The sequence below is a fragment of the Rhizobium lentis genome (assembly GCF_014200175.1).
Taxonomy (GTDB): domain Bacteria; phylum Pseudomonadota; class Alphaproteobacteria; order Rhizobiales; family Rhizobiaceae; genus Rhizobium; species Rhizobium mulingense.
This window is the reverse complement of record NZ_JACHBD010000005.1, coordinates 136,693-160,371: the sequence shown is the minus strand read 5'-3', so window position 1 is coordinate 160,371 and position 23,679 is coordinate 136,693. Positions and strand designations below refer to the sequence as shown.

General features: G+C 62.4%; 20 protein-coding genes and 1 pseudogene. 11 read left to right on the top strand and 10 right to left on the bottom strand.

Features of this window, described 5'->3' with window-relative positions; all coding sequences use genetic code 11:
* Positions 1–46: 46 nt before the first annotated feature.
* The 4 genes from GGI60_RS13790 to GGI60_RS13775 all read left to right on the top strand — a co-directional run bounded on the left by GGI60_RS13790 (position 47) and on the right by GGI60_RS13775 (position 6,089).
* A complete protein-coding gene (locus GGI60_RS13790; RefSeq protein ID WP_183916593.1) occupies positions 47–1,165 on the top strand; it encodes an efflux RND transporter periplasmic adaptor subunit in 1,119 nt (372 codons plus the stop codon).
* Positions 1,165–4,275 (top strand): efflux RND transporter permease subunit, encoded by a 3,111-nt coding sequence (locus GGI60_RS13785; protein WP_183916591.1) that lies wholly within the window; start codon positions 1,165–1,167, stop codon positions 4,273–4,275. The genes GGI60_RS13790 and GGI60_RS13785 overlap by 1 nt, the downstream gene beginning before the upstream one ends.
* A 77-nt stretch (positions 4,276–4,352) precedes the next feature.
* Positions 4,353–4,928: a TetR/AcrR family transcriptional regulator gene (locus GGI60_RS13780; protein WP_409527261.1), complete on the top strand. Its 576-nt coding sequence runs from the start codon at positions 4,353–4,355 to the stop codon at positions 4,926–4,928.
* A gap of 339 nt (positions 4,929–5,267) precedes the next feature.
* Entirely contained in the window at positions 5,268–6,089 is an 822-nt protein-coding gene (locus GGI60_RS13775; RefSeq protein ID WP_183916587.1) for an oxidoreductase, read from the top strand.
* Between the two features lie 41 nt (positions 6,090–6,130).
* On the opposite strand, the pseudogene GGI60_RS13770 reads toward GGI60_RS13775, so the two are convergent.
* The 7 genes and pseudogenes from GGI60_RS13770 to GGI60_RS13740 all read right to left on the bottom strand — a co-directional run.
* Positions 6,131–6,699: pseudogene (locus GGI60_RS13770) on the bottom strand (formyltetrahydrofolate deformylase); the annotation flags it as partial.
* A gap of 79 nt (positions 6,700–6,778) precedes the next feature.
* Entirely contained in the window at positions 6,779–8,086 is a 1,308-nt protein-coding gene (glnT, locus tag GGI60_RS13765) for a type III glutamate--ammonia ligase (RefSeq protein WP_183916585.1), read from the bottom strand.
* An 80-nt stretch (positions 8,087–8,166) separates the two neighbouring features.
* A complete protein-coding gene (locus GGI60_RS13760; protein ID WP_183916583.1) occupies positions 8,167–9,495 on the bottom strand; it encodes an FMN-binding glutamate synthase family protein in 1,329 nt (442 codons plus the stop codon).
* Between the two features lie 14 nt (positions 9,496–9,509).
* Positions 9,510–10,196 (bottom strand): GXGXG domain-containing protein, encoded by a 687-nt coding sequence (locus tag GGI60_RS13755; protein ID WP_183916581.1) that lies wholly within the window; start codon positions 10,194–10,196, stop codon positions 9,510–9,512.
* A gap of 68 nt (positions 10,197–10,264) precedes the next feature.
* Entirely contained in the window at positions 10,265–11,170 is a 906-nt protein-coding gene (locus tag GGI60_RS13750; protein ID WP_183916579.1) for a glutamine amidotransferase family protein, read from the bottom strand.
* A 90-nt stretch (positions 11,171–11,260) separates the two neighbouring features.
* Positions 11,261–11,938: a helix-turn-helix domain-containing protein gene (locus tag GGI60_RS13745; RefSeq protein ID WP_183916577.1), complete on the bottom strand. Its 678-nt coding sequence runs from the start codon at positions 11,936–11,938 to the stop codon at positions 11,261–11,263.
* 77 nt (positions 11,939–12,015) lie between these two features.
* Positions 12,016–12,975, bottom strand: coding sequence for a GlxA family transcriptional regulator (locus GGI60_RS13740; RefSeq protein ID WP_183916574.1), 960 nt, complete (start codon positions 12,973–12,975; stop codon positions 12,016–12,018).
* A gap of 87 nt (positions 12,976–13,062) precedes the next feature.
* Between GGI60_RS13740 and GGI60_RS13735 the strand changes: the two genes are divergently transcribed.
* From GGI60_RS13735 to GGI60_RS13720, 4 genes are read left to right on the top strand one after another with little or no spacing between them, the layout of a single operon-like run.
* Positions 13,063–14,313, top strand: coding sequence for a sarcosine oxidase subunit beta family protein (locus tag GGI60_RS13735; RefSeq protein ID WP_183916572.1), 1,251 nt, complete (start codon positions 13,063–13,065; stop codon positions 14,311–14,313).
* A gap of 11 nt (positions 14,314–14,324) precedes the next feature.
* The gene (locus GGI60_RS13730) at positions 14,325–14,606 is read left to right on the top strand and encodes a sarcosine oxidase subunit delta (RefSeq protein ID WP_183916570.1); all 282 of its coding nucleotides are present in this window, start codon (positions 14,325–14,327) and stop codon (positions 14,604–14,606) included.
* Positions 14,603–17,557 (top strand): sarcosine oxidase subunit alpha family protein, encoded by a 2,955-nt coding sequence (locus GGI60_RS13725; protein ID WP_183916568.1) that lies wholly within the window; start codon positions 14,603–14,605, stop codon positions 17,555–17,557. The genes GGI60_RS13730 and GGI60_RS13725 overlap by 4 nt, the downstream gene beginning before the upstream one ends.
* Positions 17,550–18,089, top strand: coding sequence for a sarcosine oxidase subunit gamma family protein (locus GGI60_RS13720; RefSeq protein WP_183916566.1), 540 nt, complete (start codon positions 17,550–17,552; stop codon positions 18,087–18,089). The genes GGI60_RS13725 and GGI60_RS13720 overlap by 8 nt, the downstream gene beginning before the upstream one ends.
* Positions 18,090–18,266: 177 nt before the next feature.
* Here the strand turns inward: GGI60_RS13720 and GGI60_RS13715 are convergent, their stop codons facing one another.
* On the bottom strand, positions 18,267–19,130 hold the full coding sequence (locus tag GGI60_RS13715; RefSeq protein ID WP_183916563.1) for a class I SAM-dependent methyltransferase: 864 nt from the start codon (positions 19,128–19,130) through the stop codon (positions 18,267–18,269).
* On the bottom strand, positions 19,127–19,810 hold the full coding sequence (locus GGI60_RS13710; protein WP_183916561.1) for a TetR/AcrR family transcriptional regulator: 684 nt from the start codon (positions 19,808–19,810) through the stop codon (positions 19,127–19,129). Before GGI60_RS13710 ends, GGI60_RS13715 begins: the two co-directional genes overlap by 4 nt.
* Positions 19,811–20,023: 213 nt before the next feature.
* Here GGI60_RS13710 and GGI60_RS13705 point away from each other — a divergent pair, with 213 nt between their 5' ends.
* The 3 genes from GGI60_RS13705 (at position 20,024) to GGI60_RS13695 (ending at position 22,176) form a co-directional block, all read left to right on the top strand.
* Positions 20,024–20,920 (top strand): NAD(P)/FAD-dependent oxidoreductase, encoded by an 897-nt coding sequence (locus GGI60_RS13705; protein WP_077989563.1) that lies wholly within the window; start codon positions 20,024–20,026, stop codon positions 20,918–20,920.
* An 83-nt stretch (positions 20,921–21,003) separates the two neighbouring features.
* A complete protein-coding gene (locus tag GGI60_RS13700) occupies positions 21,004–21,645 on the top strand; it encodes a glutathione S-transferase family protein (RefSeq protein ID WP_086156579.1) in 642 nt (213 codons plus the stop codon).
* Between the two features lie 57 nt (positions 21,646–21,702).
* Positions 21,703–22,176 (top strand): methyltransferase family protein, encoded by a 474-nt coding sequence (locus GGI60_RS13695; RefSeq protein ID WP_086156580.1) that lies wholly within the window; start codon positions 21,703–21,705, stop codon positions 22,174–22,176.
* Between the two features lie 175 nt (positions 22,177–22,351).
* On the opposite strand, the gene GGI60_RS13690 is transcribed toward GGI60_RS13695, so the two are convergent.
* Positions 22,352–23,629 (bottom strand): L-fuconate dehydratase, encoded by a 1,278-nt coding sequence (locus tag GGI60_RS13690; RefSeq protein ID WP_183916559.1) that lies wholly within the window; start codon positions 23,627–23,629, stop codon positions 22,352–22,354.
* Positions 23,630–23,679: the final 50 nt, after the last annotated feature.

Below are 23,679 nucleotides of genomic sequence, written 5' to 3'. Positions count from 1 at the left end.
GAGTTAGATCGCAATCTAATTCAGCCCGTCAATAAGGCTTACCGACATGAACCGCAAAATCCTCCTCGCCTCTTTCGGCCTTCTGGCAGCTGCCGGCGCCACGACGTTCGTGCTTTTCGGGGTTTCCTCGGAAAAAAGCGCGCAAGCCGCCGATCCCCGAATCGCGCCGCCGTTCGTCAAACTGGTGGAAGCGAAGAAGCCGGAAACGGCCGAACGCACCTTTACGGGTACCGTTGCCGCCCGGGTGCAGAGCAATCTCGGTTTTCGTGTGCCCGGCAAGATCATGCAGCGTTATGTGGATGTTGGCGAGCAGGTCAAGGCCGGCCAGCCTCTGATGCGCATCGATGAGACCGATCTGCGTCTCGCACTGACGGCGAAACACAACGCAGTGGTCTCCGCGCAAGCTGTGTTGACCCAGGCGCAAGCCGACGAGAGACGCTACGCCGCTTTGGCGAAAAGCGGTTTGGCGGCGGCTTCGCCGCAGCGCTATGAACAGGCAAAGGCTGCGCTCGATACTGCAACGGCTCAACTGGCTGCAGCGGAAGCGGAGGCAAGGGTCGCTGAAAACGCCGCAACTTACTCTTTGTTGGTTGCCGATGCTGACGGGACCATTGTCGAAACGCTCGGAGAGCCGGGTCAAGTCGTGACGGCGGGACAGACCGTGATCCGTCTGGCGCAGGCCGGTCCGCGCGAAGCGCTCGTCTGGCTTCCGGAGTCGTTGCGGCCGCAAATCGGCGAGATAGCCGACGCCAGCATCTACGGAAACGAGCGCCGGCAGGACAAGGCGCGGCTTCGGCAGATCTCAGATGCTGCCGATCCTCAGACCCGCACCTATGAGGCGCGTTGGGTTCTCGATGGGGCTGCAGCTTCGGCGCCGCTCGGCGCGACGGTGACGATCAGAATCGCTAGCAGCACTGGCCAATCGCATTCCGCGGTGCCGGTCGGCGCGGTCTTGGACGATGGCAGCCGAACCGGCGTCTGGGTCTTCGATGCGCAATCTTCGACCGTCCACTTCCGGCAGGTGAAAATAGAACAATTGGGTGAGGAGGTGGCGGTGGTTTCCAGCGTCAATGCTGGCGAGCCGGTCGTCGCACTCGGCGCCCATCTGCTGCAGGACGGCGCCAGCGTGCGCACCAAGGTGGAACAGGCAGAGGCGGCAAACTGATGACCTTCAATCTATCCGCGCTCGCCGTTCGCGAGCGGGCCGTTACGCTGTTCTTCATCGTTCTCTTGGCCGCCGCCGGCGCCTATGCCTTCGTCAAGCTCGGGCGCGCCGAGGACCCCTCCTTCACCATCAAGACCCTGACCGTGACGACCGTGTGGCCGGGCGCGACTGCGCGCGAGATGCAGGATCTGGTCGCCGAGCCGCTCGAAAAGCGTCTCCAGGAACTCACCTGGTACGATCGTGTCGAGACGACAACGCGGCCGGGATACGCCTTCTTGACCGTCACCTTGAAGGACAGCACGCCGTCCACGGCCGTCGAGGAGGAATTCTATCAGGCGCGAAAGAAGCTTGGAGACGAGGCGCGCAACCTGCCCCCGGGTGTGCTCGGTCCCTTTGTCAACGACGAGTACTCCGATGTCAGCTTCGGTCTTTATGCGCTGAAGGCCAAGGGCATGCCGATGCGTGAGCTCGTGCGCCAGGCCGAGGTGATCCGCCAGGATCTTCTGCATGTGCCTGGAGTCAAGAAGATCAACATCCTGGGCGAGCGGCCCGAACAGATCTTCGTCGAATTCTCTTATGCCAAGCTCGCCACGCTCGGCATTTCAGCCCAGGACATCGCGGCCGCCTTGGAGCGGCGAAACACCGTGACCCCGGCGGGATCGATCGATACGCGCGGGCCGCAGGTCTTCATTCGCTTCGATGGCGCCTATGACAGCATCCAAGCGATATCAGACACGCCGATCGTCGCGGCCGGACGCACCTTGAAACTCTCGGATTTTGCCGAAGTGCGGCGCGGTTACCAGGATCCGGCCACCTATCTCATCCGTCATGACGGCGAGCCCGCCATCATGCTGGCCGCGGTGATGCAGCAGGGCTGGAACGGTCTGGAGCTTGGCAAGGCGCTGGAGGAAAGATCCGCCGCGATCGCCAAGACCCTGCCGCTCGGCATGACGCTCGCCAAGGTCAGCGACCAGGCCGTCAACATCGACGAAGCCGTCGGCGAGTTCATGCTGAAATTCGCCATGGCGCTCGGCGTCGTGTTGTTCGTCAGCCTCGTCAGCCTTGGTTGGCGCGTCGGGATCGTCGTCGCTCTGGCCGTTCCGCTCACCCTTGCCGTCGTCTTCCTCATCATGCTGGAGACCGGCCGGTTCTTCGATCGCATCACCCTCGGTGCGCTGATCCTGGCGCTCGGCCTTCTGGTCGACGACGCCATCATCGCCATCGAGGTGATGGTGGTGAAGATGGAAGAGGGGATGGATCGCATCAAGGCGGCGGCTTACGCCTGGAGCCATACGGCGGCCCCGATGCTGTCGGGCACGCTGGTGACGATCATCGGATTGATGCCGGTCGGCTTTGCCCGGTCAACCGCCGGCGAATATGCCGGCAACATCTTCTGGGTCGTCGGCTTTGCGCTCATCGTATCCTGGGTCGTCGCGGTGATCTTCACGCCGTATCTCGGCGTCAAGATGCTGCCGGCGATCAAGCCGGTCGAAGGCGGCCATCACGCCATCTACGACACGCCGAATTACCGGCGCCTGCGGCGGGTGATCGAGTTTACCGTGCGCCACAAGTTCGTCACCTGTGCGGTGGTCGGCATCGCCATGGGGGTCTCTGTCGTCGGAATGGGCGCGGTGAAACAGCAGTTCTTCCCGACGTCGGATCGTCCGGAGGTTTTGGTTGAAGTCCGCATGCCTGAAGGGACCAGCATCGAGACGACGGCCGCCACGGTCGGGAAGCTCGAAGACTGGCTGCAGCAGCAGCCGGAGGCAAAGACAGTCACGAGCTATATCGGTCAGGGCGCTCCCCGTTTCTTCTTTGCCATGGCGCCTGAGCTGCCGGACCCGTCCTTCGCCAAGATCGTCGTTCTCACCCCTGACGCTCACACACGCGAGGCTTTGAAGCTTCGCCTGCGTGCGGCCATCTCGGATGGGCTCGCTCCGGAAGCCTATGTCCGCGTGACCCAGCTCGTCTTTGGTCCCTATACACCGTTTCCGGTCGAATTCCGCATCATGGGTCCTGATACCGACCAATTGTACCGGATCTCCGAAAAGGCCCTGGAGATCATGAAGAGCGTTCCGGATGTGCGTCAGGCAAACCGTGATTGGGGCAACCGCACACCGGTCGTGCGCTTCGTTCCAGACCAGGAACGGCTGGGCCTGATCGGCCTTTCGCCGGCGGAGGCCGCCCAGCAGATGCAGCTGCTGCTGAGCGGGATCCCGATTACCGAGGTTCGCGAGAATATCCGAAACGTGCCTGTCATCGCACGCAGTGCTGGCGACAACCGGCTTGATCCGTCTCGATTGGCAGACTTCTCATTGATGAGCCGGGACGGCCGACAGGTTCCGCTCGATCAGATCGGTCATTCAGAAATCCGGTTTGAAGAGCCGATCCTCAAACGTCGCGACCGCACGCCCGTTGTCACGATCCGTTCCGATATCGACGAGGCGACGCAGCCCCCCGAGGTGTCCCAGCAGGTCATGAAGGCGCTTCAGCCGCTGATCGCCTCGCTTCCTGTCGGGTATCACATCGAGATGGGCGGGAACATCGAGGAGTCGCTCAAGGCCAACGCCGCCCTCGTCAAAATCTTTCCGGCGATGATTGCCGCCATGCTGATCGTCATCGTGCTGCAGGTCCGCAGCCTGTCGACGATGACCATGGTCATGCTGACGGGGCCGCTCGGTCTTGCAGGGGCGGTTCCGGTGCTGCTGCTCTTCAATCAGCCGTTCGGCTTCAACGCCATTCTCGGATTGATCGGATTGGCCGGAATCCTGATGCGCAATACGCTGATCCTGACGGAACAGATCAAGGAGAACAAGGCAGCCGGTCTCGACGATTATCACGCCGTCATCGAGGCGACGGTGCAGCGCACGCGTCCCGTCATCCTGACAGCCCTTGCCGCCGTCCTTGCCTTCATTCCCCTCACCCATTCGGTGTTCTGGGGGTCGATGGCCTACACGCTGATCGGTGGAACGGCGGTCGGCACTGTGTTGATCCTGCTCTTCCTTCCCGCTCTCTACGCGACTTGGTTCCGCATCAAGCCGACGAAAAATGAAGGCCATGAAAATTCGTCGAAGGAAGTGGAACTACCAACAGCAATGGCTGCCGAGTGATGTTCTCCGGAGGCGGCGATGACCTTTGCGGACCGATAGCAAGTGACCTTGAGCAGTCGCGGACGCGAATTCTTGAGGTGGCGGAAAGGTATTTTCGGCGGATCGGCTATCATAAGACGTCGGTCGCTGACATCGCCTCGGAACTCGGAATGAGCCGCGCCAATATCTATCGCTTCTTTCCCTCGAAGACGGCGATCAACAGTTCCGTCTGCGGACTTGTTGTCAAAGAGGTTGCTGAAATCGCTCTGGAAATTGCACGATCGGATGCGCCGGCGAGCAAAAAGCTGGCTGATCTTTTGACCGCCATTCACCGGCACAGCGCGAGAACCTTGGTGGAGGACAGACCCATGCACCAACTGCTTGTCGCCGCCACGGATGGAAGTTGGGCAACCCTCAACGCGCACAATGATCACATCCTTGCAATCCTCAAGGCTCTTGTCCGCGAGGGGCAGCAGGCGGGCGAGTTCAAAGTCGGAGACGCCGACGAAGCGGCGCACGGCATCATCACCGCCTTCTTGCCGTTTTCCCATCCGGTTCTGGTCGAACAGCGTGTTCAGGAGGGTGAGGCCGCCGCCGTCAGCGTTGATGCCCAAATCCGCTTCATCATGAAAGCGCTCGGCACAGTGGACCGCGAGACGTCCCTAAAGGCGTGACGAAATGGTCCGTGCGAAACCAGCGGGGACCGCCGCTCCGAAATCCTGACGCCGTTGAGGCTCATGCTGCTCCGAGCCGTAATGTCGGCGGGCCTTCCGGCTCGGCGCAATGCCCTTGCGCGCTTGGAGGCGCGATCATCGGAAAAAATCTCCGTAAAGCGAAAAGTACTTGATCTTATATTTCGATTGACATCTAAAGCGATTATAGATGTCGGTCGAAATCTTACGTGCTTTGGTGCCAGGTTCTGAGAAGCTGTCCTTTGGCGACGGGGGCGAAAAGTTCCGACCTTCTATTGAAGCACGTCATCAACCATTCGCGCCAAAAGCCAAGGAGCATGCATGTCCCAAAACAGAGTTGTCGTTATTACCGGAGCCTCCTCCGGAATAGGTGAGGCGTCAGCCCGCCTTCTCGCACAACACGGCTTCCAGGTCTTTGGGGGCGTACGCAACCCTAGCCGTGTCAACGCTATCCCCGGCGTGCGATATGGAACTGTCGACGTGACCGATGACGCTTCGGTCTCCAATTTTGTTCAATGGGTTTTGTCCGAGGCAGGCAAAATCGACATCCTGGTCAATAATGCCGGCGTTTCGCTGGTCGGCCCTGTCGAGAACACGTCGACTTCCGAAGCGCACACGGTATTCGATGCCAATGTTTTCGGCCCTTTGCGCATGATCCGCGCTGCCTTGCCCTCCATGCGCGCCGCTCGCAGCGGGCTGATCATCAATATCAGCTCGGTCCTCGGCTTCCTGCCGGCACCGTTCATGGGAATATATGCCAGCAGCAAACATGCGCTCGAAGGGCTGTCCGAGTCGTTGGATCATGAAATTCGTGAGTTCAACGTGCGCGTCGTGCTGGTTGAACCGACCTTCACCAACACCAAGCTCGATGTAAACGCGGCACAGACCGCGGCACCCCTGGGAGCCTATGCAGCGCAGGCCGAGGCGACGATCAAGGCGGTACAAGCCCAGATCAAAACCGCTCCATCGGCGGTGACTGTCGCGGAGAAGGTGTTGGCGGCAATCAACGGCCCCTACAAAATGCGTCAACCGGCCGGCGGCCAGGCAACGCTTCTAAGCCGGCTGCGCAGGTTTATGCCGGCAAAAGCGGTTGACAGCAGCCTGCGCAAGACATTCGGCTTCGGAAAGCGTCCGGCGTCCTGAGTTTTGCCCAAACTTCCGGACGGCGTCAGCTGACCGGGCGTTCACCCCATGCGTTCGGAGGCGTAGCTTCCGGGGCTTGCCGGGAAGACGACGGTGCGGTTGCCGTTGATGAAGGTGCGGTGGTGGATATGGGCGTGGATGGCCCGCGCCAGCACCTGGCTTTCGACGTCGCGGCCGATCGAGACATAGTCGTCGGCGCTCTGGGCATGGGTGATGCGGGCCGTGTCCTGCTCGATGATCGGGCCTTCGTCGAGATCGGCGGTGACGTAATGGGCGGTCGCGCCGATCAGCTTGACGCCGCGCTCATAGGCTTGCTTGTAAGGGTTGGCGCCCTTGAAGGAGGGCAGAAAGGAATGGTGGATGTTGATGATCTTGCCCGACATCTGCTTGCAGAGCTGGTCGGAGAGAACCTGCATGTAGCGGGCGAGCACGATCAGCTCGGTCCGGTCTGCTCGACGAGCTCGACCAGCTGGGCTTCGGCCTGCGGCTTGTTCTCCTTGGTCACCTTGATGTGGTGGAAGGGGATGTCGTGATTGACCACGACCTTCTGGTAGTCGAAATGGTTGGAGACGACGCCGACGATGTCGATCGGCAGCGCGCCGATCTTCCATCCTTCGCCCTTTCAGGTGCAAGAGTCCGGTCATGCCGAGCTTTCCAACCCGGCATGGCGAAGACATCGGTCCGGCTGCTCAGATATCGAGCGTGCTATCGCGTTCCCACTGGGTGAAATGCGAGCAGTAGGCATTCCATTCCAGGTGCTTGAGCTTGAGATAGGCGGAGGAAAACTCAGCCCCGATTGCCGCCTTCAAGCCTTCGTCGGCATCAAAGGCGCGCAGCGCATCCAGCAGGTTGAGCGGCAGGCGCGGCGCGTCCTCCACCAGGTGCCCCTCGGCATACATATCGATATCGTGGTGCTGGCCGGGGTCTGCCTGGCTGCGGATGCCGTCGAGGCCGGCCGCGATGATGATCGCCTGCAAGAGGTATGGATTGACCGCGCCGTCCGGCAGGCGTAGCTCGAACCGTCCCGGCCCCGGCACGCGCACCATATGAGTGCGGTTGTTGCCCGTCCACGTCACCGTGTTTGGCGACCAGGTGGCGCCCGAGGTCGTGCGCGGCGCGTTGATGCGCTTGTAGGAATTGACCGTTGGATTGGTGATCGCGGCCAGCGCGGAGGCGTGCTTCATGATGCCGCCGAGAAAGGTTTTCCCCTGAGCCGAGAGCCCAAAAGCCATTTCCCTGTCCGCGAAGGCGTTTACCCTGCCGTCTACGTCCCAGACCGAGATGTGCGCATGGCAACCGTTTCCGGTCAGGCCCTTGAAGGGCTTCGGCATGAACGTAGCGCGAAGGCCGTGCTTTTCGGCGACCGACTTGACCATGAACTTGAAGAAAGAGTGCTTGTCCGCGGTCTTCAGGACATCGTCATATTCCCAGTTCATCTCGAACTGGCCGTTCGCATCCTCGTGATCGTTCTGATAGGGCTTCCAGCCGAGCTCCAGCATGTAGTTGCAGATCTCGGCGATCACATCATACCGACGCATCACGGCCTGCTGGTCGTAGCAAGGCTTCTCGGCGGTATCGAACTGGTCTGAAATCACCGAACCATCAGAAGAGATGAGAAAGAATTCGGGCTCCACGCCGGTCTTCACCCGGAGCCCTTCCTTCGCAGCTTCAGCCACCAGTCTTTTCAGCACCACACGCGGCGCCTGTTCGACAGGCCGATCGTCCATGACGCAGTCGGCGGCGACCCATGCGACGTCTTTCTTCCAGGGCAATTGGATGACTGACAAAGGATCGGGAACCGCAAACAAATCCGGATGGGCCGGCGTCAGATCGAGCCACGTTGCAAAACCTGCAAAGCCGGCGCCATCTTTCTGCATATCGGCAATGGCTTCGGCGGGGACCAGCTTGGCGCGTTGGCCGCCGAACAGGTCGGTATAGCTGATCATGAAATATTTGATGCCTTTGTCTCTGGCAAAAGCAGCAAGGTCCAGTGTCATTCTCGTTCCCCTTTGGATTTCTTCGAGACACTTTGGTTATGGATATGAGAGGGCCGGGACATGTGCCCGGCCCGGTAGAATCAAAAGCCTCCCTTGCCAGGGATCCAGTTGGTGCCGGCGAGCGGCACCTGCGCCATGGCCGATGCCTCGATTGTCAGCGCGACGAGGTCTTCCGGCTCGAGGTTGTGCAGGTGGTTCTTGCCGCAGGCGCGTGCGATGGTCTGGGCTTCGAGCGTCATGACCTTGAGGTAGTTGGCAAGGCGGCGGCCGGCCGCAACCGGGTCGAGGCGCTTTGCAAGCTCCGGGTCCTGGGTGGTGATGCCCGCCGGATCCTTGCCTTCATGCCAGTCATCATAGGCGCCGGCCGTCGTGCCGAGCTTCTGGTATTCCTCCTCCCAGCGGGGATCATTGTCGCCGATCGCGACGAGCGCCGCCGTGCCGATCGCGACCGCGTCGGCGCCGAGCGCCAGCGCCTTCGCCACGTCGGCGCCCGAGCGGATGCCGCCCGAAATGATGAGCCGTACCTTGCGATGCATGCCGAGATCCTGCAGCGCCTGGACAGCCGGACGAATGCAGGCGAGCGTCGGCATGCCGACATTTTCGATGAAGACATCCTGGGTCGCTGCCGTGCCGCCCTGCATGCCGTCGAGCACCACGACGTCGGCGCCGGCCTTCACGGCAAGAGCCGTGTCGTAATAGGGACGCGCGCCGCCGACCTTGACGTAGATCGGCTTTTCCCAGTCAGTGATCTCGCGCAGCTCCATGATCTTGATTTCCAGATCATCGGGGCCCGTCCAGTCGGGATGGCGGCAAGCCGAGCGCTGGTCGATGCCCTGCGGCAGGTTGCGCATATTGGCGACGCGGTCGGAGATCTTCTGGCCGAGCAGCATGCCGCCGCCGCCGGGCTTGGCGCCCTGGCCGACCACGACTTCGATTGCGTCGGCGCGGCGCAGGTCCTTCGGGTTCATGCCGTAGCGCGACGGCAGATATTGGTAGACCAGCGTCTGCGAGTGGCCACGCTCCTCATCCGTCATGCCGCCATCGCCTGTCGTGGTCGACGTGCCCGCGATCGTCGCACCCCGGCCGAGCGCTTCCTTGGCGTTGCCGGAAAGCGCGCCGAAACTCATGCCGGCGATGGTGATCGGCGTCTTGAGCGTAATCGGCTTCTTGGCGAAACGCGAGCCGAGCACCACTGTCGTATCGCACTTCTCACGGTAGCCTTCGAGCGGATAGCGCGAGATGGAGGCACCGAGAAACAGCAGATCGTCGAAATGCGGAACCTTGCGCTTGGTGCCAGCGCCGCGGATGTCATAGATGCCGGTGGCGGCCGCGCGGCGGATTTCGGCAAGTGTATAGTCGTCGAACGTAGCGGACTTGCGTGGCGGGGTATAGGGGTTGTGATAGCTCATGAGTGTCCCTCGCCTCAGTACGCATCGGCGTTGTCGATGTTGAAATTGTAGAGCTTGCGGGCCGAGCCGTAGCGCTTGAATTCTTCGGGCCTGACGCCCGTCACGCCTGCCTTGTCGAGCAGCTCGGCAACTTTTTCGAGATGCTCCAGCCGCATCTCCTTCTCGATGCAATCGGAGCCGAGGCTCTTCACCTCGCCGCGGACGAACAGCTTGGCTTCGTAGAGCGAATCCCCCAACGCATCGCCGGCATCGCCGAGGACGAGGAGATGGCCGGACTGGCCCATGAAGGCCGACATATGGCCGATGCTGCCGTGAACGACGATGTCGATGCCCTTCATCGAAATGCCGCAGCGCGAGGCCGCGTTGCCCTTGATGACGAGCAGGCCGCCCCGGCCGGTGGCGCCGGCATACTGGCTGGCGTCGCCTTCGATGACGACGGTGCCGGACATCATGTTTTCGGCAACGCCCGGACCAGCGGACCCATGAACCGTAACCCTGCCGCCGTCATTCATGCCGGCGCAGTAATAGCCGACCGATCCTCTGACGGCGACCGTGACGGGGCTATCGATGCCGACGGCGACAGCATGGCTGCCGCGCGGGTTGATGACTTCGAATTCAGTGTCGTTGGCGCCTTGGGAAAGGGCGTGCAGCGCGCTGTTCAGTTCGCGAAGAGGGGTGTTGGAAAGGTCGAATATGGGCATTGAATCCTCGTTGGAATCCTCGTTTGTCTGGGAGACGGTTTCAGCCGTCTCCTGCCTTCAGGCGCCCCTCAGGCGGCCTTGTCGTGATCCCAGAAATAAACGGTTGCCGGCTCCGGCTCCCAGACGCGGGCATTCTCGATGCCGGGAAGATTGACCAGCGCGCGGTATTCCGAGCCGAAGGCGACATATTGATCCGTCTCGGCCATAACGGCGGGCTTGCAGGCGATCGGGTCGCGTACCACGCCGAAGCCGGACTTGGTGCCAACGACGAAGGTGAAGAAGCCGTCGAGATCGTCGAGGGCGCCGGTCAGCGCCTCGCCGAGATCTTTACCCTTGGCCATTTCGGCCGTCAGATAGGCGGCGGCGACTTCGGAATCGTTCTGCGTTTCGAAGGTCATGCCTTCGCGGATGAGTTGGCGGCGCAGATTGTTGTGGTTGGACAGCGAGCCGTTGTGCACCAGGCATTGGTCGACGCCGGTCGAGAACGGATGGGCGCCGAGCGTGGTGACCGCGGATTCCGTCGCCATGCGGGTATGGCCGATGCCGTGGGTGCCGCTCATGGCACGGACGTCGAACCGTGTCACGACGTCCTTTGGAAGGCCGATTTCCTTGTAGATTTCGACGCTTTCGCCGGAGCCCATGAGGCGGACAGCCGGGCGGATCCGTTCGAGCGCCTCGCGCACTGCTCCAAGCTTGGAGGCATCAAGCTCAATGACCGCATGCGTGCTCTTGATCCACACATGGGCCTTGATGCCGGCTTTCTCGAGATCAGCGGCCAGGCCTTCAAAGTCCGCCTCTGGATTGCTGGACTGGATAGTGATTTTCGCCTTGCCCTCTGCGGAGCCGCCATAGATCGCGATACCGGCCGAGTCCGGTCCGCGATCCGTCATGGTGATCAGCATATCCGAGAGCAGATTTCCCAGCTGGGGTTCAAGGCTCTTGTCCTTGAGGAACAGTCCAACAATGCCGCACATAGCGCGTGCCTCCGTTCATGTTGCGAAAGGAGTAACAGCTCTGTTTGCAGGCTTCAACTGGGAGGAATAAATTTTTCTTTTAAGGCAATATCAACTTCTAATGACTTGTTGGGGGTAGCTGATGATCGAGAGATACCGGCTCGGCAGTTTCACCAGCTGCTCCGGCCCATGCGGCGCATCGGCGTCGAAGAACAGGCTGTCGCCCGGCTGCATCTGGAAGAGCTGGTCGCCGTGGCGATAGACCACCTCGCCCTCGAGCATGTAGAGGAACTCCATGCCCTCGTGCTGGAAAGTCGGGAAGACGTCGGAATCGGCCGTCAGCGTGATGAGATAGGGCTCGACGATGACGCCGCTCGAATTGTTATCGACATGGCCGAGCAGATTATATTGATGGCCGGCGCGCGTGCCGCGCCGTTCGAGCTCGACGCCCTCTCCCGCCTTGACGAAGACGGCATTGCGCGGTTCCTCGTAGCGCCTGAAGAAAGCGGTCAGCGGCACGCCGAGCGCCCGCGACAGCGATTGCAGCGTCGTCAGCGAAGGCGAGATGTTGCCGTTCTCGATCTTCGACAGCATGCCGAGCGAAATGCCGGTGGCGGCCGCGAGATCGGTGACCGTGATGCCGAGTTTCTTGCGGTAGGCCCGCACCTCATGGCCGATCGCCATTTCGAGGTTGTTTTCCTTCGGTTCCCGAACGGCGTGCGGGTCCTGGGAAAGGGGCGCGCGTGCCCCATGGTCCGGTTGTTCTGCCGTTTCACGCTTGGTTGTCATAAATGTCCCGCCCGCCTGCTTTTTGTCCCGATGCCAACCTATCGCCCTGGTGAAGGTTCCTCAACCTTGAAGAAAACTCAATCCCGCCGCGCCTCACTCGGAGCCATGCCATAGACGGTGCGGAACATGCGGGAAAAATGGCTCAAACTGGAAAAACCGGTGGCGACCGCGATCTCCGAGATGGAAAGCGGGCTCTGCTTCAGCAGGCGATGGGCATGCTGAAGCCTGATCCTATGATATTGGTCGAGAAAGGTCGTGCCGAGCTGGCCTGAAAAAAGCCGATCAAGGTGACGGGGAGTGACACCGGCGATACGCGCCATGGCGGCGCGGTCGAGCGGCATCTCGATCGTCTCTTCCATCCGCTCGAGAACAGTGAGCAGGCCGGGGTGGTGGACGCCGTAGCGTTCGGCGAGCGAGGCGCGCTGCGGGGCTGCCGGCTCGTTGACCTCCGTGTGAAGATACCAGTCGCTGACGCGGCGGGCAAAATCCGGTCCCATCCGTTCGGCGATCAGCACATGCATCATGTCGAGCGGGGCGATGCCGCCGCCGCAGGTGATGCGGTTGCCGTCGATCATGAAGCGCGCCTGGCGCGGTGTGAGATCCGGGAAGGCTTCAAGAAGCGCCGCCGCATGTTCCCAATGGATGGTGAAGTCGCGACCGGCGAGCAGTCCGGCGGCGGCCATCAGATAGGGACCGCCCGAAATGCCGCCGATCCTGACACCTTCGCGCGCCAGCTGCCTGAGGCAGGCAAGCACGCCGGGATAACGCCAGTCCCGCGGCGAGCCGCCGGCGCAGACGAAGGCGGTGCCGGGCCCGGAGCCCCGGGCCGGAAGAGGTTCGGCGGGCACACTGACGCCCGAGGAAGAGAGCGCCGGCGCGCCCTCCGGGGAGAAGATCGACAGACGATAAATCTCGCGGCCAGCCAGAAGGTTTGCCGCGCGTAACGGCTCGGTCGCCGAGGCATAGGACATCAGCGCGAATCCCGGGATCAGGATGAAACCGATCTCCTGGACGTTTCGATTATCGGAGGAGGACATGTCTCTTTTCTAACCATTCAAGTCCCTATTGCGCAAGTCGATCCCGGCCTTTCTGGCATCATGCACCCGTTCTTTTCGGATTGACCCATGCGCTATTCCGCTCTTTCGATTTTCCTCAACGGCCTTCGCGGCAACAAAGCCTGGACGCCCGCCTGGCGTGACCCGGCGCCGAAGCCGCATTACGATGTGGTCATCGTCGGCGGTGGCGGGCATGGCCTTGCCACCGCCTATTACCTCGCCAGGGAATTCGGCGTCACCAATGTCGCCGTGCTCGAAAAGGGCTATCTCGGCTCCGGCAATATCGGCCGGAACACCACGATCATCCGCTCAAACTACCTGCTTCCCGGCAACAATCCCTTCTACGAGCTGTCGATGAAGCTTTGGGAAGGGCTGGAGCAGGACTTCAATTTCAACGCCATGGTCTCGCAGCGCGGCGTGCTCAACCTCTTCCATTCCGATGCGCAGCGCGATGCCTATACGCGCCGCGGCAACGCCATGCGGCTGCACGGTGTCGATGCCGAGCTTCTCGATAGGCAGGCGGTGCGCACAAAACTGCCCTTCCTCGATTTCGACAATGCGCGTTTCCCTGTCATGGGCGCCCTGTTCCAGCCGCGTGGCGGCACGGTGCGCCACGATGCCGTCGCCTGGGGTTATGCGCGCGGCGCCGACAGCCGCGGCGTCGACATCATCACCCAGTGCGAGGTCACCGGCATCCGCACCGAAAACGGTCAGGTCACCGGCGTCGAGACCAGCAGGGGCTTCATCGGCTGCGCCAAGCTGGCGCTGGCGGCGGCCGGCAATTCCACCGTCGTCGCCGATATGGCGGGCCTTCGCCTGCCGATCGAAAGCCATGTGCTGCAGGCCTTCGTCTCCGAAGGGCTGAAACCCTTCATTGATAATGTCGTCACCTTCGGCGCCGGACATTTTTATGTGTCCCAATCGGACAAGGGCGGCCTTGTCTTCGGTGGCGATATCGACGGCTATAATTCCTATGCCCAGCGCGGCAATCTGGCGACCGTCGAGCATGTCGCCGAAGCCGGCGTGGCGATGATCCCTTCGCTTTCGCGGGTGCGTTTCCTGCGCTCCTGGGGCGGGGTGATGGATATGAGCATGGACGGCTCGCCGATCATCGACCGCACCCATATCGACAATCTCTATCTCAACGCCGGCTGGTGTTACGGCGGCTTCAAAGCAACGCCCGCCTCCGGCTTCTGCTACGCCCATCTGATCGCCCGCAACACGCCTCATCAGACGGCCCGCGCCTTCCGGCTCGACCGTTTCGCCCGCGGCTATCCGATCGACGAAAAGGGCGTCGGCGCCCAGCCCAATCTGCACTGAGGACACTCAACATGGTGAGCCTGATTTCCTGTCCTCATTGCGGCGCCCGGCCGAAGGAGGAATTCTCGATCCGCGGCGATGCGAGCCTTGTCAGGCCGGCGCCGGATGCCGGTGCGGATGCCTGGTTCAAATATGTCTATCTGCGCGACAATCCGCGCGGCCGCCACAGCGAATATTGGCACCATTCCGCCGGTTGCCGCCGCTGGCTGATCGTCGAACGCGATACCGCCACCCATAAGGTCCATCGCGTCAGGGATGCCGCCCTTTCAAAGCTCGGCGGAGAACCGGCATGACGAGCTTCCGTCTTTCCTCCGGCGGTCGCATCGACCGCGCCATGACACTCGGCTTCAGTTTCGACGGCAATGCGCTGGAAGGCCATCCCGGCGATACGCTCGCCTCCGCGCTGCTTGCCAATGGCATCCAGCTCGTCGGCCGCAGCTTCAAATATCACCGCCCACGCGGCATCCTGACGGCGGGTGCGGCCGAACCGAACGCGCTGGTGACGACAGGCAGCGGCGGGCGCACCGAACCGAATACGCGCGCGACCATGATCGAGCTCTACGGGGGGCTGGCGGCCAGAAGCCAGAACCGCTGGCCCTCGCTCGGCTTCGATGTCGGCGCGGTCAACGTCTTGCTCTCGCCTTTCCTCGGCGCCGGTTTCTACTACAAGACCTTCATGTGGCCGGCGGCGCTCTGGGAAAAACTCTACGAGCCGGTGATCCGCAAGGCGGCCGGCCTCGGCAGAGCCTCCTATGAGGCCGATCCCGACACCTATGAGAAATGCTGGGCGCATTGCGACCTGCTGGTGATCGGCGCCGGCCCCGCCGGCCTTGCCGCGGCGCTGACGGCCGGCCGCGCCGGCGCCCGCGTCATCCTCGCCGACGAAGGCGCCGAACTCGGGGGCAGCCTGCTGTCCGAGAGCGGCACGATCGAGGGCAAGCCGGCGGACACTTTCGTCGGCGAGCTGCTGACCGAACTCGAGGGGCTGGAAAATGTCCGCCGCCTGCCGCGCATGACCGTTTTCGGCTGGTACGACGATAATGTCTTCGGTGCCGTCGAACGTGTGCAGAAGCATGTGGCGACGCCCGATCCGGAGCGCCCCGTCGAACGATTGTGGCGCATCATCGCCCGCCAGGCGATCCTGGCGACAGGAGCCGAGGAGCGGCCGCTCGTCTTCGGCCGCAACGATATTCCCGGCGTGATGATGGCGGGCGCCATGCGCAGCTATCTCAACCGGCAGGCGGTGGCGCCGGGCACAAGTACGGTGATCTTCACCACCAACGATGCCGGTTACCGCACCGCCGCCGACCTCGAAGCCGCCGGCCTCGCCGTTGCGGCGATCGTCGACAGCCGGGCGGAGACGGCCGAAAGCTGGCAGGGCCGCGCCCAGGTGCTGACGGGCGCCCGGGTGATCGATGCGTTCGGCGGCAAGCGCCTGCGTGGCGTCAACATCCAGAGCGAAGACGGCATTCGCCGCATCGAAGCCGATGCACTTGCCATGTCGGGGGGCTGGAGCCCGATCATCCATCTTGCCTGCCATCGCGGCGGTAAACCCCAATGGTCGCACGAGGCCGCGGCGTTTCTGGCGCCGGCTGCGCAGGATGGTCTTGCCGTTGCCGGCTCGGCTGCCGGCCTCGAGCAGATTGCAGCCTGCCTCGGCGATGGCGCGGAAAAGGCTGCCGCCGCATTGAAGGCAATCGGCTTTGCAGCGGAACCGGCCTTTGCCTCAGCCACCGAGACGGCTCAGCGCACGAAGCCGCTCTGGTCGGTCAAAGGGTCGAAGGGCAAGGCTTTCGTCGATTACCAGAACGACGTGCATCTCAAGGACCTTGGCCTTGCCGTTCGCGAAGGTTACGGCCATGTCGAGCTTGCCAAGCGTTATACCACCAGCGGCATGGCGACCGACCAGGGCAAGCTTTCCACCATCAACGCCATCGGCATCCTTGCCGAGGCACGCGGCGTTTCGCCCGCCGAAGTGGGAACGACGACCTTCCGGCCTTTCTATACGCCGGTCTCTTTCGGCGCTCTGACCGGGGCGTCGCGCGGCAAAGATTTCCAGCCGGCGCGCAAATCGCCGTTGCACGGCTGGGCGAAAAAGAATGGCGCGGTCTTCGTCGAAACCGGCCTCTGGTATCGTTCCTCCTGGTTCCCGCGCGCCGGTGAGACGACGTGGCGCGACAGCGTCGACCGCGAGGTGCTGAATATCCGCAAGAATGCCGGTCTCTGCGACGTCTCGACCCTCGGCAAGATCGAAGTCTTCGGCCGCGATGCCGCGGCCTTCCTCGACCGGGTCTATTGCAACGGCTTCGCCAAGCTTGCGGTCGGCAAGGCCCGTTATGGCATCATGCTGCGCGAAGACGGCTTCATCTATGACGATGGCACCACCAGCCGCTTCAGCGACGAGCATTTCTTCATGACGACGACGACGGCGCTTGCCGCCGGCGTGCTCACACATCTCGAATTCTGCGCCCAGGCGCTCTGGCCGGAGCTCGACGTCTGCCTCGCCTCCTCGACCGATCAATGGGCGCAGATGGCCGTTGCCGGGCCGAAATCCCGCGCCATCCTCGCCGAGATCGTCGATGAGGACATCTCCGACGCGGCCTTCCCCTTCATGAGCGCCCGCAAGGTTTCGCTGTTCGACGGCCGTCTCGAAGGCCGGCTCTTCCGCATCTCCTTCTCCGGCGAACTCGCCTACGAGCTTGCCGTGCCGGCCGGCTACGGCGAGAGCGTTGCCGACGCCATCATGGCAGCCGGCGAAAAACACGGCATCAACGCCTACGGCGCAGAAGCGCTCGGCGTCTTGCGCATCGAAAAGGGCCACGTCACCCATGCCGAGATCAACGGCACGGTCACCCCAGGCGATCTCGGTTTCGGCCGCATGGTTTCCTCCACCAAGCCGGATTTCATCGGCAAGGCGATGCTCGCCCGTGAGGGCCTGCAAGATCCCGGGCGTCCGCGTCTGGTCGGCGTCAAGCCGCTCAATCCGGCAAGCACCTTCCGCACCGGTTCGCATATTCTTGCCGAGGGCGCTGCGGCGACGCTCGAAAACGATCAGGGCTACGTCACGTCAAGCGCCTTTTCGCCGACGCTCGGCCATAAGATCGGCCTGGCGCTCGTCAAGCGCGGGCCGGAGCGCATCGGGGAGAAGGTGACGGTCTGGAACGGGCTGCACAATGAATACACCGAGGGGGTGCTCTGCCATCCCGTCTTTGTCGACCCTGAAAACGAGAAGCTCCATGCCTGATCTTCCCCAGCACAGACCGGTTCTCGCCGGCGCCAGATATAGCGGCATGACAGGATCCGGCATCCTGCTGGAAGCCTTGCCGGAAGGCCATCTGCTGCACGTGCTCGGCGCGATCGAGCCGACCGCACTTGCCGCCGAACTGGCGAAGGTAGGCCTTGCGAGCAGTACGATCCGCAAGGTCGGCTTCCGCCAATGGTTCGTCGCCGGCGACGAACCGCTTGCGCTGACCGGTCTTGACGCTCTTGCGGCAGCACTTGCCGGTAAAGCCTTCGTCACGGACCAGAGCCACGGGCGCGTCCGCATCGGAATCTCCGGCCGGTCTTCGCGCGTGCTTCTATCAAAGGGCACTGCCGTCGATCTCGATCCCGCCGTCTTTGCGGAAGGCAGTTCGGCGATGACGATGGTCGGCCATATCTCCGTGCAGATCGCCCGCACCGGCGACGACAGCTTCGAACTCACGGTCCTGCGCAGCTTCGCCGAAAGCCTCTGGGACGAACTCTCTCATATGGCGGCGAGCGCCGAAAGAGGATAGCCGGCAAAGGCCATCCTCCCTGTCATCGCGCCAAGGGGTTGCCCCATGAGTGAAAGCGACGATTGGCGTTCACGTCCGAGACCGAGATTGCCGGCGAATACGCCCTCATCCGGTCCCGCTGACCGGCCAAAGACGCCCGGCTCCACGGGGGGGCGTCTACCTCTGCTAATCCGTGTGTCAGCTTGCCGGATTGCGCGCCGTGACGATCCACGCCGCGCCGTCGATCACCACCGACCGCTCGCCGGCGCGGTCCGCGAAGGCGGCACGAACCGCGGCCGAGGCGCGGGCGCGGATGTCGTCTGACTGATCAGCGAGCGCGCGCGACAGCGGGCCGACCTCGAGTGTCATCTTCACCGCGTCGTCGATCGCCGCGTCCCGCGTCCCGCCCTCGCCGAACGGGATGGAAGCATCGAAGGGCGCGATAGCGATATCGGTGAAGCCAGCCGCCGTCAGGATACGCGCCACCCGCCCCCGGTCGCCAAACGAGAACGGGCCGGGCACTTCGGGATCGGGTGGCGCCATCGGCGGGAGGATGCCCTTGATCGCGCCCATCGGCAAGCGCACCCAATCGTTCTCGGCCATGCCGCGCCAGCAGACGAAAGCGACCCGCCCGCCCGGCTTGAGCGCACGGCGCATATGCGCGAACGCCGCCGTAGGATCGTCAAAGAACATCACTCCGAAGCGCGAGAACAGGATGTCGAACGCGCCCTCGGGGAACTCGGCGCTGCTGGCGTCGGCCACCTGGAACAGGGCCGGCGTATCCTGCGGCGCTAGCGCGCGTGCTCTATCGATCAGCGGTTCGGATATGTCCACGCCCAGCACATGCCCTCCCGCGCCGACGCGGGTGGCCAGGTCAAGGCTAGACGCCCCTGCACCGCAGCCGACGTCCAGCACGCGTTCGCCCATGGCGGGCGCGGCGGCTTCGATCGCGGCATGGCCGAACACTGCCATCATGGCATCGAGCCGGGCCTGATAAGCGACCCAGCGCTCCCCGCTTTGGCCTTTCCAGTCGGCTACCTGAGAAACATTTTCCTCTGTCATACTATGTCCTTCGTCTGGTCTGTTCCGACCCAGCTATCCGCCTTCGCGTTGTTGCCACCGTGAGCGGCGATGAACATGGCGACGGCCGACCGGCAATAGGATTCGATTTCGTTGTCGTCTTCCGCTCTCGCCTCATCGAAGCGTGCGATAATCAGGAGATCGGATCCTTTGATAAGCGCGGCAAACAAGCGGGCGGACTGGCGAGGATCGGGTACGTTCAGAACCGCATTCGCATGCAGCTGACGTAAAAGGTCCTCTATCTGGGCGATGACATGGACGGGGCCGCCTTCGTAAAAGAGCTTGCTTAACGATCTTTGATTCGTCTTGTCGGCCATGACCATGGCTTCGACATTGCGGACGTCCGGGTTCAGCAGCGTGCGAAGCAGGGATGATCCCACCGCCATGAGCTGATCTTCGGCCGAACCGTCGACGCCTTCAAAAAGGGCCTGTGGTGTAAACTGATGGCAGTGGGCCGCGATCGCCGCGCCGAACAGTGCCTCCTTGTTCTCGAAGTGCCGATAGATGCTGAGCTTGGATATCCTCGCTCTCTGGGCGACCTTGTCCAATGTCGTCGCTTGAAAACCCAATTCCACAAAGAGTTCGTATGCGGCGTCGACTATGGTTTGGCCAAGCGCCTCGTTGGCGGGCCGGCCGCGCCGGACTTGACTAATTTCGTTCACGACAATTCTAGTCCTTGACAGTATCCTAATTCCTGAATTAAGATACCATGACGTATCGGAAATATGCAAGCCAAAGAATGAATTTAAAACACGAGGGTGCCATGCAACGACGAACACTGCTGAAGCTGGCCGTGCTTACCGCCATCGGCCTCCCCCCGTGCCCAGGCCACCGCTACCCCAACCTCCTCTATCCGCAACACGGAGCCCCTCACCATGGATGACGTCATCATCATCGGCGGCAGCTTTGCCGGTCTCGCCGCCGCCCTGCAGCTCGGCCGTGCCCGCCGCAAGGTCACCGTTCTCGACACCGGCCTGCCGCGCAATCGCTTCGCTGGCCACTCGCATGGTCTGCTCGGCCACGATCACAAGCCACCGCTGGACATCCTGGCCGAGGCGCGGCAGCAGCTGACACGTTATCCCACGATAAGGCTGATCAATGCCCGGGCCGACAGCATCTCCGGCACTATCGACAATTTCTCCGTCCTTACTGGCGACGGCGAGAGCCTTGGCGCGCGACGCCTGATCCTGAGCTATGGCGTTGTTGATCAGATGCCTGCTGTTCCGGGCTTCGCGGAAAGCTGGGGCACATCCATTGTGCCCTGCCCCTATTGCGATGGCTTTGAAGTCGCTGGGCAGCATTGGGGCCTCGTCTGGTCCGGCCCGCAGTCGATGAATCAGGTCAGGCTGTTCCACGACTGGACCGACAGGTTGACGGTCTTCGCCGATGGTCACGACATTGCACCCGATATCCGGGCCGATCTGGCGGGCCGCCACGTACCTGTCGTTGATGGCCGGATCACCGAGATCGCCCGTCATGGAGCCCATAACGCCATCGTCAAGCGCGATACCGGCCCCGATGTCGCGGTCGACATCCTGTTCGCGCATCCGCGCAACAAGCCGTCCGCAAGCCTGCATGAATCGCTGGGCCTCGCCACGGTCGATACGCCCCTCGGCATCATCCTCAAGGTTGACGAGCGCCGTCAAACCAGCATGCCCGGCATCTACGCCGCCGGCGACCTCGCCAACCCCCTCACGCCGCCATCGGTCACCCTGGCATCGTCGCATGGCGCGATGGCGGGCATCTTCGCGCAGCAGTCGATGCTGGTTTGAGAGCAGAATTTGCGTTCTCCGGTCCCAATTAGCCAACCCGAGCGGCGGCGCTCCAATCTAAAGCAAGAAGGGAAGTGATCCTCATGAATACGACCAGTCCTGGGATGAGCGTCAAACTTTATGGGACGGCAGGTAGTCCCAACGTGCGGGGGGCGATGCTTGGCCTCGCCGAGAAAGGTGTGGAATACGAGTTCGTCAGCTTGATGCCGCCGGCATGGAAAACGCCGGAGCATCTTGCGCGGAATCCGTTCGGCAAGGTTCCGGTGCTTGAGCATGATGGCTTCGAAGTCTTCGAAACCCAGGCCATCTTGCGCTATCTGGACCAGACGTTTCCTGGTCCGGCGCTCCAGCCGACGAACGCGCGCGAAGGGGCGCGTATGAATCAGATCATCGGCATTATCGACTGCTACCTGGGGCCATCCTGGGGCGGTATTGGGTTCGAGCGAGTGGTCGCGCCAACCTTCCTCGGCCAGCCGACCAACATGGAACGGGTCAACGCGGCCGTGCCCATGGCACGTAGCTGCGCTGAGGCGCTTGAGCCTCTGATTGCGGCACCCTACCTCACCGGCGAAACCTTTAGTCTGGCCGACATCCGCCTCATGCCGCATTTCGACCGGCTGCGTATAACGCCAGAGGGCGACGCGATCCTCGATGGCAAGAACAAGCTCGTCCAGTGGTTCGCCCATGTGAGCGGACGCCCGAGCGCCAAACAAGTCCTGCGGTAGTAATTCGAGGCGTTGTTTCTGGGGCCGCCGTTTTGAGAGCACAGATTGGAGATGAGCATGGCCGTCGAACCGGACAGCGCGGGTGTGCGCTTCCCACCGCCCTTTATCTATCTGGGAGCGCTGCTGTTGGGGCTGGCGGCGGAGCAGTTCGTCACCCTGCGCTCTTTCGGCATCGACTGGCGATTGCTGGTCGCGGCGGGCGCGCTGCTGTTCGTTGCCGGCGCGGCGATGATGCTTGCGGCGGCGGGGCTGTTCCGGCGGCTGGGCACCAACATTCCGCCGTCGCAGCCAGCGACCCTCATCGCAACGACAGGTCCGTATCGGTGGACCCGCAATCCCATGTATCTCGGCATGGCGCTTATCTATGCCGGTCTTGCGATCGGCTTCGACGGGCCGATCGCCTTCGCCTTGCTCCCGTTGGTGCTGATCGTGATCCAGACGCAGGTGATCGCCCGCGAGGAGCGCTATCTCGAAGCGAAGTTCGGCGACGACTACCGCCGCTACAAGGCCGAGGTTCGCCGCTGGCTCTGACTATTCCGCCGCTGCCGCTGCGGGGCCTTCTGATAAACCAGCACCGGCTTCCTTGCCGCTAGCGTTTCGTCGAGCATCGCCGGGGCGCGTGGACTGAACCGCTTCACGGTGATCTCGCTAGGCCGGGTGTATGTCGCAGTCTGGCGCGGACGAGCGCGCCGCCGGCGCGGGTTCCTCAGCCTTGAAACATATAGCTGCTGATCGAAGCTGGTTTCATTTCGATGGAAAAGCCCGGCAGGGTCGGCGGCATATAGGCGGCGTCCTCGATCCGGCAGGGGTCGAGGAAATGTTCGTGCAGGTGATCGACATATTCGATGACGCGGCCTTCCTTGGTGCCTGATACCGCAACATAGTCGATCATCGACAGATGCTGCACATATTCGCAGAGGCCGACGCCGCCGGCATGCGGCCAGACCGGAAGGCCGAACTTGGCGGCGATCAGCAGGACGGAGAGAACCTCGTTCAGCCCGCCCATGCGGCAGGAATCGATCTGGACGATATCGATCGCGCCTTCGGCGATAAATTGCTTGAACATGATGCGATTCTGGCACATCTCGCCGGTTGCGACCTTCACCGGGCTGATTGCCTGGCGGATCTTGCGGTGGCCGGCGACATCGTCGGGGCTTGTGGGTTCCTCGATGAAGAAGGGCTTGGCGAAAGCAAGCGCCTTGACCCAGTCGATCGCCTGGCCGACATCCCAGACCTGGTTGGCGTCGATCATCAGGTAACGATCGGGACCGATCACTTCGCGGGCGATCCTCAGACGGCGGATATCGTCTTCCAGATCGCGGCCGACCTTCATCTTGATATGGTTAAAGCCGGCGTCGATCGCCTCCCGGCAGAGGCGGCGCAGTTTCTCGTCCTCATAACCGAGCCAGCCGGCCGAGGTCGTATAGCAGGCGTAACCCTCCTTTTCGAGAGTGGCGATACGTTCCGCCTTGCCGGTTTCTGCCTTCTTCAGAATAGCGATCGCTTCATCGCGCGTCAGGACGTCGGTGAGGTAACGGTAATCGACGATATCGGCGATTTCTTCCGGCGACATTTCGGCGACGAGCCGCCAGACGGGTTTTTTGGCCTGCTTGGCGAGCAGATCCCAGACGGCGTTGACGACCGCGCCGGTCGCCAGGTGAATGGCGCCCTTTTCCGGGCCAATCCAGCGCAGCTGGCTGTCGCTGGTCAGATGCCGCCAGAATTTGCCGGGATGGGCGAGCACCTCGTCGAGATCGACGCCGACGACGAGGTGGCGCATCGCTTCGATCGCCATGCAGCAAATATCGTTGCCGCGGCCGATGGTGAAGGTCAAGCCGTGGCCGGCAAGATCAGGCGCATCCGTGTCGAGAATGACATAGGCGGCCGAATAGTCCGGATCGGGGTTCATCGCGTCGGATCCGTCGAGGCTTTGCGAAGTAGGAAAGCGGAGATCGAAGACGCGAAGGTCGGTGATGCGGCTCATGTTGTTCCTCCCAAATACGATAGCCGGATCGGCCGGCAGCCTGCCGGCTC